The organism is Actinokineospora auranticolor (assembly GCF_041897805.1).
GTDB lineage: Bacteria > Actinomycetota > Actinomycetes > Mycobacteriales > Pseudonocardiaceae > Actinokineospora > Actinokineospora auranticolor.
The window spans coordinates 8320550-8336567 of record NZ_CP154825.1 but is presented as its reverse complement, the minus strand read 5'-3'; the positions used below and the strand labels follow the sequence as shown (position 1 = coordinate 8336567).

16 protein-coding genes are annotated in these 16018 nt (G+C 70.5%); 5 read left to right on the top strand and 11 right to left on the bottom strand.

Translation table 11 applies throughout. From position 1 onward, the window contains the following. The first annotated feature begins 15 nt into the window (after positions 1-15). Positions 16-543, top strand: coding sequence for a UTRA domain-containing protein (locus tag V5P93_RS36725; protein ID WP_104479239.1), 528 nt, complete (start codon positions 16-18; stop codon positions 541-543). Here the strand turns inward: V5P93_RS36725 and V5P93_RS36720 are convergent. From V5P93_RS36720 to V5P93_RS36705, 4 genes are all read right to left on the bottom strand, one after another. Further along, positions 540-1358 (bottom strand): DUF1206 domain-containing protein, encoded by an 819-nt coding sequence (locus tag V5P93_RS36720; RefSeq protein WP_104479238.1) that lies wholly within the window; start codon positions 1356-1358, stop codon positions 540-542. The two genes, V5P93_RS36725 and V5P93_RS36720, sit on opposite strands and share 4 nt — an antisense overlap. 291 nt (positions 1359-1649) lie before the next feature. Then, entirely contained in the window at positions 1650-3536 is a 1887-nt protein-coding gene (locus tag V5P93_RS36715; RefSeq protein WP_374065132.1) for a VanW family protein, read from the bottom strand. Positions 3537-3550: 14 nt separating this feature from the next. After that, positions 3551-3847, bottom strand: a complete 297-nt coding sequence (locus tag V5P93_RS36710; protein ID WP_104479443.1) for a co-chaperone GroES — start codon at positions 3845-3847, stop codon at positions 3551-3553. 49 nt (positions 3848-3896) lie between these two features. Further along, positions 3897-5717 carry an NHL domain-containing thioredoxin family protein gene (locus V5P93_RS36705; RefSeq protein WP_104479442.1) on the bottom strand — a complete coding sequence of 607 codons (1821 nt, stop codon included), beginning with the start codon at positions 5715-5717 and terminating at the stop codon, positions 3897-3899. A 95-nt stretch (positions 5718-5812) separates the two neighbouring features. Between V5P93_RS36705 and V5P93_RS36700 the strand changes: the two genes are divergently transcribed. From V5P93_RS36700 to V5P93_RS36690, 3 genes are all read left to right on the top strand, one after another. Beyond that, positions 5813-6307: a helix-turn-helix domain-containing protein gene (locus V5P93_RS36700; RefSeq protein WP_181043485.1), complete on the top strand. Its 495-nt coding sequence runs from the start codon at positions 5813-5815 to the stop codon at positions 6305-6307. Between the two features lie 3 nt (positions 6308-6310). Beyond that, positions 6311-6883 carry a PIN domain-containing protein gene (locus V5P93_RS36695; protein WP_219823975.1) on the top strand — a complete coding sequence of 191 codons (573 nt, stop codon included), beginning with the start codon at positions 6311-6313 and terminating at the stop codon, positions 6881-6883. 321 nt (positions 6884-7204) lie between these two features. Further along, positions 7205-7765 carry a Shedu anti-phage system protein SduA domain-containing protein gene (locus V5P93_RS36690; protein ID WP_104479237.1) on the top strand — a complete coding sequence of 187 codons (561 nt, stop codon included), beginning with the start codon at positions 7205-7207 and terminating at the stop codon, positions 7763-7765. Positions 7766-7811: 46 nt separating this feature from the next. On the opposite strand, the gene V5P93_RS36685 is transcribed toward V5P93_RS36690, so the two are convergent. From V5P93_RS36685 to V5P93_RS36655, 7 genes are all read right to left on the bottom strand, one after another. Continuing rightward, complete coding sequence (locus tag V5P93_RS36685; RefSeq protein ID WP_104479236.1) at positions 7812-8237, bottom strand: heat shock protein transcriptional repressor HspR; 426 nt, start codon at positions 8235-8237, stop codon at positions 7812-7814. After that, positions 8234-9415 (bottom strand): molecular chaperone DnaJ, encoded by a 1182-nt coding sequence (gene dnaJ / locus V5P93_RS36680; protein WP_104479235.1) that lies wholly within the window; start codon positions 9413-9415, stop codon positions 8234-8236. The genes V5P93_RS36685 and dnaJ overlap by 4 nt, the downstream gene beginning before the upstream one ends. Before the next feature lie 19 nt (positions 9416-9434). Then, complete coding sequence (gene grpE / locus V5P93_RS36675) at positions 9435-10070, bottom strand: nucleotide exchange factor GrpE (RefSeq protein ID WP_104479234.1); 636 nt, start codon at positions 10068-10070, stop codon at positions 9435-9437. Positions 10071-10110: 40 nt separating this feature from the next. Then, on the bottom strand, positions 10111-11976 hold the full coding sequence (gene dnaK, locus V5P93_RS36670; protein WP_104479233.1) for a molecular chaperone DnaK: 1866 nt from the start codon (positions 11974-11976) through the stop codon (positions 10111-10113). Positions 11977-12075: 99 nt separating this feature from the next. After that, positions 12076-12849 carry a TetR/AcrR family transcriptional regulator gene (locus tag V5P93_RS36665; protein ID WP_104479232.1) on the bottom strand — a complete coding sequence of 258 codons (774 nt, stop codon included), beginning with the start codon at positions 12847-12849 and terminating at the stop codon, positions 12076-12078. A gap of 3 nt (positions 12850-12852) precedes the next feature. Then, positions 12853-13683, bottom strand: a complete 831-nt coding sequence (locus V5P93_RS36660) for a DUF4097 family beta strand repeat-containing protein (RefSeq protein WP_104479231.1) — start codon at positions 13681-13683, stop codon at positions 12853-12855. A gap of 305 nt (positions 13684-13988) precedes the next feature. Then, positions 13989-15173 carry an FAD-binding oxidoreductase gene (locus tag V5P93_RS36655; protein ID WP_181043484.1) on the bottom strand — a complete coding sequence of 395 codons (1185 nt, stop codon included), beginning with the start codon at positions 15171-15173 and terminating at the stop codon, positions 13989-13991. A 228-nt stretch (positions 15174-15401) separates the two neighbouring features. Between V5P93_RS36655 and V5P93_RS36650 the strand changes: the two genes are divergently transcribed. Then, complete coding sequence (locus V5P93_RS36650) at positions 15402-15968, top strand: pyridoxamine 5'-phosphate oxidase family protein (RefSeq protein WP_181043483.1); 567 nt, start codon at positions 15402-15404, stop codon at positions 15966-15968. The last annotated feature ends 50 nt before the right edge of the window (positions 15969-16018 follow it).

The following is a 16018-nucleotide window of genomic DNA, read 5'->3' as shown; positions in this document are numbered from 1 at the left end:
GGAGCCTTGTCAGGCATGACCGATCGGGATTTCCAGCCCTATCGCCGCGTCAGCCCGAGTCGACTCCGGGACCGGGCGCGATCCGTCTGGGCGGCGGACGACCCGGACCGCCCACCGGTGGTCAGTGACCTGGTGGTCGCGGAGGAGGTGCCGCCGCCGAGGGTGGCGGAGGCGCTCGGCCTCGACGCGGACGCCCTCGCCCTGGTCCGCCGCCGCGTCTACCTGGTCGAGGAGCGGCCGATCCAGCTCGCGTGGACGTACTACCCGGCCGAGCTGGTGCGGGAGAGCGCGATCGCCGAACCGGAGACCGGGCCCGGCGGCGCGTACGCCCGGCTGGCCGAACTCGGGTCCGCGCCGGTGCGGTTCCGCGAGGAACTCCGCTCGCGGATGCCGAGCCACGAGGAGCGCGAGGTGCTGCGGCTGGGGCAGGCGGTCCCGGTCATCCACGTGACCCGGACCGCCTACCAGGCCGACGACGCGGCTGTCGAGGTCAACGAGATGGTGCTGGACGCGGCGGCGTACGTCCTGGAGTACCACTTCTAGGTGCGGTGGGCGCGGGCCGCGGCGAAGCAGTAGATGCCGAAGGCGGCGAAGCCGAGGGCGACGGCGATGAGGAGCGCGGTGCCGAAGGGCTGCTCGGCGAGGGTGCGCAGGGCCGAGTCGAGCCCACCCGCCTCGCCCGCGTCGGAGTCGATGGCCGCGGCGCCGAGGAGCACGCCGATGATGCCGATGCCGACGCCCTTGGCGGCGTAACCGACCATGCCCAGCCGCTCGACCCACCGGCGGGAGCCGTTGGGCAGCTCGGAGGGGTCGAGGTCGTGCATGAACGACTTGCGGACACCGGACACGATGCTGGCCACCCCGGCGCCGATGACCACGAGGGCGCCGAAGCCGACGAGCAGCCGACCCGCGGGCAGCTCCATCAGCTGACCGGTCATCTCCTTCTGCTTCTGGTCACCGCTCTGGCTCCCGCTGCCGGTGGCGATGCGGATGGCAGCGATCGCCAGCGAGATGCCCACGACACCGCGCACGCCCGCGCCGATCTTCTTGAAGATCCGCTTGTGCTGCTTGTCCACCCACTGGAAGCTGAACCCCGCCATCAGCAGCTGCCACACACCGAAGGCCAGCAACCCGACCGCCAGCACCCACAGCACAACGGCGCCGAACGACGTCCCCGCGATCTCCTGCAGGGCACCGGTCTGGTCAGCCTCCTGGCCACCCCCGCCCACCGCGACCTGGACGGCGAGGTAGGCGACGATCACGTAGACCGCCCCGAAGCACCCCATCCCGACCCGCCCGAGCACCTTGACGGTCCCATGATCCCGAGCCCGTCGCCCAGCGTCAGTGGCGGTGGCCATCAGCCCTCCTCCAGTTGTCACCCACTAGAGGCGAGATGTCACCGGACGTCCGTTCTCAAACCCGAGCCCCCTTCGCCTCGACGCCGCCGAGACGAGTCCGACAACGGCGACGCTCGTGATCGGTGGCGAGCGGTATCCGGCGCTCACCACCGCCCAGGGCGGATTCGTCGGGGCTACGGGGACCTGCTCGTGCTGGCCGTCGTACCGGCGGAAGCCGCTGTCGACCTCCGACTCGGAACCATCCGCGCATGGGAAAAGGGCCACGGTGTCCGTGGCCCTTTTCCCAGGGGATCAGCCTGCCGGGGGCGGGGGTGGTGCCGGGGCGCAGACGATCTTCGGCTGCGGGTTGTACTTGACCGTCCGGGTGTCGCGGCGGACCTCGTGGCCGGTCGCGACGTCCTTGAGGACGCGGGTGTCCGAGGTGGTGAAGCCCGGGGCACCGTTGCTCGGCGTGCACTTGCCCGTGGTCGGGCCCGGCTTCTCCTGCGGCGGCGTCTCCGCCGTGCGGCTGCCGGGGATGGACTCGACGGTGTAGTGCTTGGTGCCCCAGATCTTCACCGTGATCGAGGACGAGGTCCAGATCGTCTGGATGGCCACGCCGGTCTGCGAGTCGTTGGTGAACTTCAGGTCGATGACGCTGCTGCCGTCGTGGTTCTGGAACACCGTGGCCTCGCGAGCCGGTGGGTACCGCGAGATGTAGTAGCTGTGCTCCTTGTGCCCGGCGTCCTTCAGACCCGAGAAGTACGACGCGTTGTAGAGGGTGGTGGCGAACTGCGAGATGCCGCCGCCCACCTCGCGGCCGGGGGCGCCGTCCTTGATCACGCCCGCCTCGACGTAGCCCTGCGCCGCGGTGCGCGGGCCGGTGAACCCGTTGAGGCTGAACGTCTCGCCCGGCTTGACGATGGCGCCGTTGACCTTGGCCGCGACCTGGCGGATGTTGACGCCGGAGTCCACGGCGAAGCCCTTGGTGGAGAACTCGCCGACGACCTCCTTGATGCCGAGCTGGTTGGCCTGCTCGGTGGTCACCTTGGCCGGGGTCTTGGTGTACTCGACCTTGATCTCGCGGCCGTCGGCCTTCTTCAGCACCTCGAGCATCGGGGCGAACGCGGTGTCGTACTTGATGCCCGTGCCGTCCACGGACGGGGTCACCGCGGGCGCGCCGCCCTCGAAGACGACCTGCGCGTCCTTGCCCTCCTTCTCGGTCGACGCCAGCTGCGGGCGGACCGCCTCGGTGAGCTTGTTGTTGTCGACCTTCGGGGTGAGCCCGCCGCCGTCGGCGGGTTCGAAGCTGAGCGCGCCCGCGATCACCGCGGGATCGATCTTCGCGTCCTTGCCCTCGCCCTTGACCGTCACCGGCGCGGACACCGCGACCTTGGCGAACTGGTCGAGCGCGGCGTGCACGCCCTCGGTGGTGGTCTTGACCGGGACCGTGCTCACCGGCAGGTCGAGCGGCTCGCCGATCACCCAGCCGTCGAGGATCGCCTGGCGGGCGCCCGGCGCGTCGAGCTCCTGGCCGAGCACCGGCTCGACGGCGACCGGGGTGATGCCCTCGAACCTGATGCCGCCCTCGGCCGGGGTGCGCACGGCCTTGCCCTTGAGCCCGTCGACGGCGGCGTCGAGGGCCGCGTTGTCGGTGGTGGTGACCACGCCGACCTCGCGGGTCCCCCCGAAGAGCGAGGTCAACCGGGTGAAGGGGTTGAGCGGCTGGTCGCCCGCCTGGTCCAGGGTGGCGGCCCAGTCCAGCTTCAGCCCGGACGTCGTGGGGTCCAGCTTCTCCTCGACCGCGCCCATCTTGAGCGCGATCGGCTGGGTCAGCCGCGGTTCGATCTTCTCGCGCAGCGCCCTCTCGGCCTCGTCGTGGGACAGCCCGCCGACCTCGACGCCCGCGACGGTCGTGCCGCGGGGCACCTCACCGCTGCTGAGCGCGAGGTCGACGCCGTAGAGCAGGGCCAGTCCGCCGAGGACCGAGCCCGCGATGATCGCGGGCTTGCGCAGGCTCTTCTGCTTCGCTTCCGGTGCGGGCTCCGGCGGTGTGCCGAACCCCAGCCCGGTGGTGTTGATCTTCTCGGTCGGGCTGTCCAGCATCCCGGTGAACGCCGCGCGCGGCAGCAGGTCGGTCTGCTCGGCGTGCGACTCCGGCCATCTGGCGCCGCCAGGCCAGTTCTGGTCGTCCGGCACGGCTCACCTTCCCCTCAGAGGTACAACCCGGTCCCGTGTTCGGTGCTGCGCTCGGTGGCGACGGCGTGCACGTCCCGCTCGCGCATCACCAGGTAGGCCTGCCCGTGGACCTCGACCTCGAGCTGGTCCTCGGGGTTGAACAGCACGCGGTCGCCGACCCGCACCGTCCGCGCGCTGGTACCCACACCGTGCACGTCGCCCCAGGCGAGCCGCTTGGCGACCTGGGCGGTGGCCGGAATGACGATGCCGCCGGTGCTGCGCCGCTCGCCCTCCTCGGGGGTGAGCCGCACGAGGACCCGGTCGTGCAGCATCTGGATCTCGAGCTTGGGTTCCGGCACCGCAGAATCGTAACCGCCGGAATCAGGCCCCCTCGTCCAGACCGCCCATCACCAGGGGTAGCCGTCGCACCCCGTCCGAGGTCACCCGAACGGGGACGCCCCAGTCCTGTCGGGTCAGGTGGCAGGCGCCGTGCTCGGTGCCGTCGTCGTCGCAGCTCGCGGCCTGTGCGACAACCCCCAGCACGCCCTCGGACACCCCTTCGGCGATGACGATCCGGCGGGTCAGCTCGGTGCCCACGCCCGCGCCTTCGACCAGCAGCCCCGGCGGGGACGAGGTGACCTCGAGGCGGGTCGACGGACCCCACCGCTCGTCCAGCTTCTGGCCGGGCGGGGGCGTGAAGACGACCGTCAGCTCGAGAGCCCCCGGCGCGATGTCGGTCGACGGCCTGCGCACCTGGTGCGCGGCCCCGTCGACCAGGTGCGCGGCGGCGACCGGGCGGCTGAGCCGGTGCGCGGCGGACTCGACGACGACCAGGTCCCCGTCGAGCAGGACCGCCCCGGACGGCTCGGCCAGCCCGGTGGCCAGCGTGGTGACCTCGCCGGTCGCCGGGTCGTAGCGGCGGATGGCCCCGTTGTAGGTGTCGGCGACGACCACCGAGTGGTCGGCGAGCACGGTGACACCGAGCGGGTGCTGGAGGAGTGCCTGGTCGGCGGCCCCGTCGCGGTGGCCGAAGTCGAAGAGCCCGGTGCCGATGGCGGTGTGCACGGTCCGGTCGGTGTCGATCCAGCGCAGGGCGGAGGTCTCGGAGTCGACCAGCCACAGCCGGTCCCCGTCGACGGCGAGCCCGGAGGTCTGGGCGAAGAAGGCGTCCGCGGCGGGGCCGTCCTTGAGCCCCTCGACGGTCGTCCCCGCGAACCGGGAGACGGTCTTGGTGCGTGGGTCGAACAACCCGATCGTGTGATTTCCGGCCATGGCAATGACCACTCCACCAGCAGGTTCCCACCAGACGACATCCCACGGACTGGTGAGATCGATTTCGTCGGCAGGCCCGTCGGTAGGCCCATTTCGCCACTGAAGACCGGTGCCCGCGATGGTCGTGACGTCACCGTTGTCGGTGTTGATGCCCCGGAGTAGGTGGTTGACCGTATCGGCCACTACGAGGTGATACCCGACCTCTTGCGCCACTTCGTCCGGAAGGACCGCAACCCCCGAGGGCTCGGAGAACGTAGCCGCCTTACCGTCCTGCCGACCACGCTCACCGGTCCCGTAGGAGGTAATAACGGTCTCACCATCCAACTCCACAACCCGATGGTGAGCGGCGTCGGCAACCAAGAGCGTCCCCACCGCGGTAACCGTCGCCTTGGACGGAAACTTCAACTCCGTAGCCTCCGCCACCGGCGGCACATAGGGCCCGTCCCCCCGGTGCAACGTCCCCTTGGCCTCGTGCTCGGCCACCACCTCGCCGATGACCCTGCGCAGAGCCTCCGCATGCCCCTCACCGGCCGCGATGTGCACCACGTAGCCCTCGGGATCAACAACCACCAACGTGGGCCAAGCCTTGACGGCGTACGCCTGCCACGTAGTCAGGTCAGGGTCGTCGAGCACGGGGTGGTGCACGTCGTACCGCTCGACCGCCGCCCTGAGCGCCACGGGATCCGCCTCATGCACGAACTTCGGCGAGTGCACCCCGACGGTGACCAGCACGTCGGAGAACTCCTCCTCGACCGGCCGGAGCTCGTCGAGGACGTGCAGGCAGTTGATGCAACAAAAGGTCCAGAAGTCCAGGAGGAGGACCTTGCCGCGGAAGTCACCGAGGTGCAGGTCCTTGCCCCCGGTGTTGAGCCACCCCCGCCCCACCAACTCGGGGGCACGGGACAGACGACGGGGTTGTGCTGTGGTCACCTCCGGATCCAACACCAGCTCAGGGCGACGTGTTCCGATGCCCACCACCCGTCACATTTCCGTTCGTTTTGTTCGTTTCGCGGTACGCTGGCAGCATGACGGCTATCGCGGGTGAGCGGACCGTGCTTCCTCCGGCGAGCCCGGAGGTCCTGTCTCCATGGGTGCGGGCGTTGACGCAGTCGAGCGGCAGGACCGCCACGCTCACCGCGCCAGACGGCACCGCGCTGGAGTTCCCCGCTGAAATCTTCGACATCCTCCGCGACGTCGTCGTCGCCATGTCGCAGGGACTGGCGATCACCGTAGCGCCGCAGCACACGGTGCTGACCACGAGCGAGGCCGCGCACCTGCTGGGCGTCTCACGCCCAACGCTGGTGCGCCTGCTCGAAGCCGGGGACATCCCCTTCGAGCAGCCGAACCGACACCGCAGGGTGCGCTTGGCGGACGTGCTCGCCTACCAGGAACGCGCTCGGCGAGCACGTGCCTCCGGGCTGGATGGCATGGTCCGCAGCGGCGAAGACGGTGGTCTGTACGACCTGCCTTCAGACGCACCGTTCGAGCGAACCCCACTGGATGACGACACCCACGAGTGAGACTTGTACCCCGCCTTTCTCGACACTTGCGTCCTCCTCAAGCCCTACGTGTGTGACACGCTGCTGACCATCGCCGAATCCGGCCTGTTCCGCCCACTGTGGTCCAGGGGCGTCTTGGACGAGCTGGCCAGGAACCTCATCAAGCGGGGCTTGTCCGACACGCAGGTGAGTCACCGGATCGAGCAGATGACCCGCCATTTCCCGGACGCGAACGTCGCCGGCTACGAGCACCTCGTCGTTGCGATGGAGAACCACCCCAAGGACCGCCACATCCTCGCGGCGGCTGTCCGTGGCGCGGCGGCCTCGCTGGTGACCGAGAACCTGAAGGAATTCCCCAGAACGTGCTGGACCGCTACGGCATCACGGCTGTGCACCAAGACGAGTTCCTCCAAGATCAACTCGATCCTCGCCCCGCGACTGGTGTCAGCCGCTCTTCAGCGACAGGTATCCAGACACCGCAAGCACCCGCGTTCCGTCGACGAGCTACTCGACATCCTCGGCAACGAAGGCAACGGCTGCCCCGGGTTCGCAGCTGAAGCGCGGCGTGTGAGCACCGTTCGCGCGTGGAGAAGTTGACCTACTGGCAGCAGAAGGTCCAGAAGTCGAGCAGCAGGACCTTGCCCCGGAAGTCGGCGAGGTGCAGGACCTTGCCGCCCGTGTTGAGCCACCCTCGTCCCACGAGTTCGGCGCGCCGCCTCCGTGTGAGCCGTTCTGTCTGTGGTGTTTGCCCACGACGTGTGAGCTGCGAGCCGTGCCCTGGGGGACGGTTGCGCTGGGGTCAAGGCCCCGGCTTCTTCGTCGTTGTCCACCTGATCAGGGGCCCAGCCGCGGCTAAGATCAACAACTGGTTCCGGCGTCTTGCCTGCCGCAAGGGGCGGGGAACCTGACCTCCTGTCCGTGCGGAGTGGGATCGCTGACGCGATCGCCTACGCCGAAGGGCGAGTTCTGGAAGACGATCTCATGAACAAGTACCGGTTGTACGACAACTCCGGGCAGGACAGGGTCCGGATGCTTGAGTACACGGTCAACGCAACGAGTGCGTGGCACGCGGAGGCTGGGGTTCGTCGGCTGTCGCCGGGCAACGAAGTCGATATCGCCCTGGTGCGTCCGGATGGCGTGTTGCACGTTGTCGAACTGACGAGGGCCAACGTGCAGACGGTCAAGCTGTCCCGGGACAACCCCGTGCCCTCGGCGGAGGTGCACGACGCGGTGGCGCAGGTGGCCAACTACCTGCGGGACTTCGATGAGCAACGGCAGTTGATCCAGGAGAAGTTCGGGCTCGATGCCCGTCGGGCGAGCGCGACCGTGGTGGTGGGGCAGCCCGACTTCGACACGGCGTTCACCGAGCAGCAGGTCAACGAGGCCCTGCGGACCTACGTGAGCCACCTCAGCCGGATCGACGTCATGACCTACAAGCAGCTGATCGACAGTGCGCGCAGGTCGCTGGGGAGTGCGTGAAAAGGCCCGCTGCCGAACGGCGAGCGGGCCTTGTGCGGGGCTGGGGTCAGCCGCGCTTTTGGGGGCGCCAGACGACCAGCGCGGTCTGTTGGCGGACCGGGACCAGGTCGTGCCGGTAGGACTTGTGGATCGCCGCCGCGGCCTGTTCCGCTGCCACGTACGCCGCCGCCAGTTCCTCCGTCAGTTCCGCCACTCGGACGCGCAGCGCGTCGACCTCGTTCTCCAATTCGATGATGCGCTTGATGCCTGCCAGGTTGACGCCCGCTTCCTGCGACAGCCGCTGCACCTCCCGCAGCAGGGCGATGTCGCGCACCGAATACCGCCGGCCGCCGCCCGGGGTTCGGCCGGGGGAGACCAGGCCTTGGCGGTCGTAGCTGCGGAGGGTTTGGGCGTGGAGACCGGAGAGTTGGGCGGCCACCGAGATGACGAAGACGGGTGTGTCTTCGTCCGTGCCGGGGGGGAACGGGTTCACGATTGCCTCGCCTTCTGCACCAGTGCGGTCAGTTCAGGCCTCGGGTCGTGGGTGGCGGTGGCCGTGGCGTAGGCCTCCAGGGCGTCCTTGGCCCCCTGGTCGAGGTTGCCGGGCACCGCCACCTGGACGGTGACCAGCAGGTGACCCACCTGGCCGTCCCGCCGGGCGACGCCCTTGTTGCGGACGCGGAAGACGCGGCCGGAGGACGTGCCGGGGGGGACCTGGAGCGAGACCGTGCCGTCCAGGGTGGGCACCGTCAGGGTGGTGCCCAGGGTCAGTTCCGGGAAGGTGACCGGCACCTTCAGCGTCAGGTCGTTGCCGTCGCGCCCGAAGACGGGGTGCGGGGTGACGTGCACGCGCACGTACAGGTCGCCCGCGCCCGCGGCGCCCGAGCCGGGTTCGCCCTGGCCCGCGAGGCGGATGCGCTGGTCGTCCTGCACCCCGGCCGGGATGCGGACGGTCAGCGTCCGGGTCTTCGTGTTGACGCCCTCGCCCGCGCAGTCGGGGCAGGGGTCGTCGATGATGCGGCCCGTGCCGCGGCAGTCGCGGCAGGGCTCGCTGAACGCGAACGCGCCCTGGCTGCGGCTGACCAGGCCGACGCCGCCGCAGGTGGCGCAGGTGCGCGGGGTGCTGCCCGGGCGGGCGCCCGAGCCGTGGCAGGTGTCGCAAGTGGACGGACTGGACAGCCGCAGCGGGACGGTGGCGCCCTTGACCGCCTCGACGAAGTCGATGCGGACCTCGGTCTCCACGTCCGCGCCGCGACGAGCCCGGCCGCCACCGCCACCACCACTACCGCCGCCGCGGGCGCGGTTGAACAGGTTGCCGAACAGGTCGCCCAGTCCGCCGCCCCCACCGCCGCCGAAGCCGCCCTGCTGGTTGAAAACGTCGTTGAACTCGAAGCCGCCACCGCCGCCGAAGCCGCCCGGGCGGAAGCCGCCGGAGCCGAACATCGAGCGGGCCTCGTCGTACTGCTTGCGCTTCTCCGGGTCGCCGACCACGCCGTAGGCCTCGGAGACCGACTTGAACCGGGCCTCGGCGTCGGCGTTGCCCGGGTTCGCGTCGGGGTGCAGCTCGCGGGCCAGCTTGCGGTACGACTTCTTGATCTCGGCGTCCGAGGCGTCGGAGGAGACGCCCAGCTCGCGATAGAAGTCCTTGTCGATCCAGTCCCTGGCACTCACCGGACGTCCCCTCCTCTCGTCAGCCCGCCGCGGCGGGGGTGCCCGCCACGGCGTCCGGGTCCGCGTCGGTGACCGCGACCAGCGCGGCGCGCACGACCCGGTCGCCGAACCGGTAGCCCCGGCGCAGCACGCCGGTGACCGTCGGCCCGGAGACCTCGGCGGAGGTGTTGTGCTGCACCGCCTCGTGCACCGACGGGTCGAACGGCTCGCCCTCGTGGCCGAACGGTTCGAGACCCGTCTTCTGCAACGAGCTGGTCAGCTTCTCGGCAACGGCCTTGAACGCACCGGTGAGGTCACCGTGCGCGGCCGCGCGCTCCACGTCGTCGAGCACCGAGAGCAGGTCGGTGACGACCTGCGCCTTGGCGGAGGCGACCACAGCCTCGCGGTCGCGCTCCACCCGCTTGCGGTAGTTGGCGTACTCGGCCTGCAGGCGCTGCAGGTCCGCGGTGCGCTCGTCCAACTGGGCCTTCAGCGCGGCGGCCGGATCGATCTCCGGCTCGCCCACCGCGGACTCCGGTGTGGACGGTGCGTGGGTGCCCGCCGGGGCGGGCACCTCCTCGACCGCGTCCCGGACCTCGCCCGTCTCCGGGTCGATCCGGCGTCGGTCGTTCACCACGACCTGCGGCTCCTCGGGGCCGCCCTGCTGCTCGCTCACTGCGCCACCTCGCCGGTGTTCGTCGTGGACAGAGGGAAGGTCACTTCTTGTCCTCGTCCACGATCTCGGCGTCCACGACGTCGTCGGCGCCCGGCTTGGCCTGCGCGCCCTCGCCGCCCGGGGCACCCGCACCCGCACCCGCACCGGCCTCGGCACCCGCGCCGGTGTTGGAGTAGAGCGCGGAGCCGATGGCCTGCGACTCGGTGGCCAGCTTCTCCATCGCCGACTTGATCGCGGCGATGTCGGTGCCCTTGAGCGCCTCGTTGGCCTCGGTGATCGCGGCGCCGACCTTCTCCTTGGTCTCGGCCGGGATCTTGTCCTCGTTGTCCTTGACGAACTTCTCGGTCTGGTAGACCAGCGTCTCGGCCTGGTTGCGGACGTCGGCCTCGTCGCGGCGCTTGCGGTCCTCCTCGGCGTGCGCCTCGGCGTCGCGGACCATCCGGTCGATGTCGTCCTTCGGCAGCGCGGAGCCGCCGGTGATGGTCATCGACTGCTCCTTGCCGGTGCCCAGGTCCTTCGCGCTGACGTGCACGATGCCGTTGGCGTCGATGTCGAAGGTGACCTCGACCTGCGGCACGCCGCGCGGCGCGGGCGGCAGCCCGGTCAGGTCGAAGGTGCCGAGCTTCTTGTTGTCCGCGGCGAAGTCGCGCTCACCCTGGAACACCTGGATGCCCACGGTGGTCTGGTTGTCGTCCGCGGTGGAGAAGATCTCGGAGCGCTTGGTCGGGATGGTGGTGTTGCGCTCGATGAGCTTGGTGAACACCCCGCCCTTGGTCTCGATGCCCAGCGACAGCGGGGTCACGTCGAGCAGCAGGACGTCCTTGACCTCGCCCTTGAGCACACCGGCCTGCAGCGCCGCGCCGACCGCGACGACCTCGTCCGGGTTCACGCCCTTGTTCGGCTCGCGGCCGCCGGTCAGCTCCTTGACCAGCTCGGCCACGGCGGGCATCCGGGTGGAACCGCCGACCAGCACCACGTGGTCGATCTCGCCGACGGAGACGTTGGCGTCCTTGACCACGTTGTTGAACGGGGTGCGGGTGCGGTCGAGCAGGTCGGAGGTGATCCGCTGGAACTCGGCGCGGGAGAGCGTCTCGTCGAGGAACAGCGGGTTCTTGTCGGAGTCCACGGTGATGTACGGCAGGTTGATGTTGGCGCTGTTCGAGCTGGACAGCTCGATCTTCGCCTTCTCCGCCGCCTCGCGGATCCGCTGCAGCGCCATCTTGTCCTTGGTCAGGTCGATGCCGCTGGACGCCTTGAACTTCTCCACCAGCCAGTCGACGACCCGCTGGTCCCAGTCGTCGCCGCCGAGGTGGTTGTCGCCGGAGGTCGCGCGGACCTCGACGACGCCGTCGCCGATCTCCAGCAGGGACACGTCGAAGGTGCCGCCGCCGAGGTCGAAGACCAGGATGGTCTGCTCCTTGGCGCCCTTGTCCAGGCCGTAGGCCAGCGCCGCCGCGGTCGGCTCGTTCACGATCCGCAGCACGTTGAGGCCCGCGATCTGCCCGGCCTCCTTGGTGGCCTGGCGCTGGGCGTCCTCGAAGTAGGCGGGCACGGTGATCACCGCGTCGGTGATCGGCTCGCCGAGGTAGGCCTCCGCGTCGCGCTTGAGCTTCATCAGCACCCGGGCGCTGATCTCCTGCGCGGTGTAGGCCTTGCCGTCGATCTCCTCGGTCTTGTAGTTGGTGCCGATGTGCCGCTTCACCGACTTGACCGTGCGGTCGATGTTGGTGACCGCCTGGTTCTTGGCGGGCTGGCCGACCAGCACCTCACCGTTCTTGGCGAACGCCACGATGGACGGGGTGGTCCGGGAGCCCTCCGAGTTGGCGATAACCGTCGGTTCACCGCCTTCGAGGACGGCGACGACGGAGTTGGTCGTCCCCAGGTCGATGCCGACCGCTCGCGCCATTGTTTCCTCCTGTTGACCGATGCCTTGATTGCCTGTGGTGCGGTTGCCCGCTGAAGTTGAGTCTACCGGACTCAGCTTGGGAACTTGAGCCCTACCCGCTCAACCTTCCTGCACCCACAACGCGGCACCCCGGCTCGGTGTTCCCGGCGTGAGCGCGGTCACTCCCTGGCTCGCGGGCGCGGCGGTGTCCGCTGCGGCGGGAGGGACGTTCGCGCTGGTGGAAGCGATGTTCACCGCGCATGCGGCACTGCCGGTGGCGCTGAGCGCGGCCTGCGCCAGCGTCGCGTCGACGACGCACAGCACCGACTCGCGCATGCGCTCGGCGGGGACCTCGCCCCGCACGGCGCGCTGCAGGTCGGCCGCGACGGCGGCGAGCAGCACGTGCGCCAGCGCGCGCCGGTCGCCCGGCACCCGCGCCTGGCCGAGCAGGTCCGCGACGTGGTCGTGCCACGTCCGGTAGGCCGCGATCCGGTACCGGGTGCCCGGCCGCGCGGTCTCCGCCAGGTGCACGAGGTCGAGGTGGTCGGCGAGGAAACCCAGGTACGCGTCGAAGAACGCGTGCAGCCGCCGCGCCGGGGCCGCCCCCGGCCCCAGCGGCGCCGGACCGGCCGCCACGCGGTCGCGCAGGTCCCGCTCCCCCTCCTGGACCAGCGCCGCGGCCAGGCCGGACTTGTCGCCGAAGCGCCGGAAGAGGGTCCCCTTGCCCACCCCGGCCGCCGCGGCGATCTGGTCCATGGTCACGGTGTCCACCCCGCGCTGGGCGAACAGCCCCCGCGCGGCGATCAGGATCCGCCTGCGGTTGCGCGCGGCGTCGGCCCGCTCGTGGACCACGGGTCGGGCGTTGTCACCCCGGTACGCGTCGTTGTTGGTCATGGCTCAGCCGAACCTGACCACGACGTCGCCCGCGTTGGTGGTGGCGTGCACCAGGTACGCGGCGGAGGTGTCGTTGCCGATCTGGTTGTCGACGTGCCCCGCGTCGCTGCCCGCCTCGACCCGGTACCCGCTCCCCCTGGGCACCGTGATCGTGATCGCCCCCGAGTCCGACTCCGCCCGCACCTCCCCCGCTTTGGTCGTGCGCACCTCGACGCCGCCCGCGTTGGACCGCGCGTCGACCTTGCCCGCGATGCCCAGCGCCTCCACCTTCCCGGAGTCGGCGCGCACGGTGGCGTCGCCCGCGACGTCCCGCACGGAGACGGCCCCCGCCTGCGACTCCACCGCGACCGCGCCCCCGATGCCGACCAGGTCGACGCGGCCCGCGTCGGCCACGACGTTCACCGAGCCCGACACCTTGCGCACCTTCACCTCCCCCGCCCCCGAACGCAGGTTCACCGCCGAGGCGCCCTCGAGGTCGACCGCGCCCGCGTCGACCTCCCCCGAGATCGACACCCCCGCAGGCACGACGACCTCGTAGTCGACCTCGCAGTGGCGCACCGGGCAGGAGCCCAGCACCAACGCGTCCCCTTCGACCCGGTGCGTGACCCCCGGCTTGTCGTCCCGGTACGACACCGTGCGCCGCACCGTGGTCGACGTGCCGGTCCGCAGCGTGACCGCGCCCGCGTCCGTGGCGATCCGGACGGTGCGGATGGTCTGGTCGACCCCCGCGTCGTCGGTGAACCGCTGGTTCGCGAGCGAGCACGCCCCGAGCGAAGACATCAGGACCGCCACCCCCGCGACGGCCACCCCCACTACGACTCTCCGCTGCCCCATCACACACCCCTCGGCGAGAAACCTGCTATGCCACGAAAACTAGGTCCGCCGGGTGGTGCCGGGAATCGGGGACGCCCCCGACTCCGCCCTGAGGTTCTCCCTACCCCTGGGGGTGGACGTCGGGGTAGCGGACTCAGGGACGGTTGCCGCCTGCGTGGCCGTTGCCGCAGGTAAGCCGTATACAGGCTGGTTTGCCCGGACACCGGGTCCGGCGGGTATCGGTACGCGGGTCCGCCGGTTCCCCGGGGCGCGCGGCACCGCTACGGCGACCCGGCCGCACCTGCTTCTTCGATTGGGGTGGTGACTCAGTCCAGGGTGAACGGGTCGTAGCTGATCCGGTCCAGGGGCGTACCCGCGACCAGCATCCGCGACACCGTCGAGCGGATCATGGACGGGGAGCCGGACACCAGGATGTCGCGCTCCTCCCAGGTGCCGAACCGGGTGACCACGTCGGCTAGCGTGCCGTGCTCCAGGCCGTGCACCGCCGCGTCCTGCTCGGACTCGACGACCGCGGTCACGGTCAGCCAGGGGTTGGTCGCGGTGACCGCCCGCAGGTAGGGCAGGTCGTAGAGGTCGGTCCGGGTCCGACCGCCGAGGAACAAGTGGACCCTCGGGTTCTCGCCCCACTGCGCCAGGTCGTCGATGATCGCGCGCATCGGCGCCAGGCCGGTGCCGCCCGCGATCATCAGCACGTCCCGGCCCGCGTGCCGGTCGACCCCGATGCGGCCCATCGGCGGGCCGATGCGCCACTTGTCGCCGACCTTGGCGTGCGCCACCACGGACCGGCTGACCCAGCCGTTCTCCACGCCCCGGATGTGGAACTCCACGATCCCGTCGGCGCGCGGCGCGTTGGCCGGGGTGAAGTACCGCCACAGCCGGGGCCGCTGGGGCACCTCGACGCTGACGTACTGGCCCGGCTTGTACGGCAGGGGGTAGTCCGGTTTCAGCCGGACGACGGCCAGGTCCCAGCCCAGCCGCTCGTGGTCGATGATCTCCGCGGTCCAGTACGCCGGGCCCTCGTCGGCGGCCGCGGCGTCGAGCATCGCGCGGGCCATGATCGTGTAGGCCTCGGCCCAGGCGCGCTCGACCTCGTCGGTCCAGTGGTCGCCCGCGAACTTCTTGACCGCGGCGATCAGCGCCATGCCGACCGCCTCGTAGTGCGAGCTGACCACACCGAACTTGCGGTGGTCGCGGCCGAGCTGGCGCAGGAACGGGACCAGGTCCTCCGGCCGGTCGACCATCTGCACGACGTGCACCAGCGCGCGCAGCAGGCGGGAGCGCTGGACCTGCATGTTGGCCGGGAACATCTCCCTGGCCGAGGGAGTGATGCTGAACAACATCCCGTAGAAGAACTGTCCGACCTGGTCGGAGACCGGTTCGACCACCGCGAAGCTCTCGCGGACCAGGCGCACCATGGTGGAGACCGCGGTGGGTGACTCGGTACGCGCCTGCGAGGTCGGGATCGGACTCACCATTGCGTTCGCTGTCATGATCGGGGGGTTGATTCCACCTCTCTGGCGCCCGTTAGGGCTGTCATCACGGTATTCGCGCATTGATCCCCCGACTGTGTGGACAGTAGACCGGATTTGGCGGGTTGACTGCCCTCATCACACCTTCGTGTCATTCTCGGTAACTGCCCGTGCCCGGGCATCCGTCCAATGGGGTACATCGGTCGTGTGGGCTACGCAACAGCCGTTTCCCGTGAAACCGTGTCGTGCGTGTCCGTCGACCCCATGCCCCAGACGCGCCCCGCTGGTACCGACCTGCTCCGGCTCGGCACGGCGGAACCGCCGCCCGCCACGGTGTGCCCGGTGGGCCCCCGCGAGCCGTCCGGGCACCGCCCGCCCCAGCCGCCGCAGCCGCGCGGCGCGGTCGGGCGGGACCGGCTGACCGGGTCGATGGTCGAGTTCGCGGTGCGGCAGCGGACCGCGTTCGTGGCCACCGCCGACGCCGAGGGCGAGTGCGACTCGGGGCTCTGGTCCGGGCCGCCCGGGTTCATCCGGGTGCTGGACGACCGCCGGATCGCGTGCGCCGCGCCCGATCCGCTGCCCGGCCTGGGCAACCTCGGGGTCAACCCGAACATCGGGCTGCTCATGGTGGACGCGGGTCGGGGCGCGACCGGTCGGGGCGCGGTCGGCCTCCAGGTGAACGGGCGGGCGCGGGTGGTCGACGCGACCGAGCCGGGGGCGCGGCGGTGGGGGCTGCCGACCGGCGGCGAGGTCCAGCGCTGGGTGGTCGTGGACGTGACCGAGGCGTACCTGCACAGCCGCGCCGTGGCAGGCTGAGAAGCGCACCCCCGCACCCGGCGCCGGGGATGTCCGGTTAGCGTTCCGCG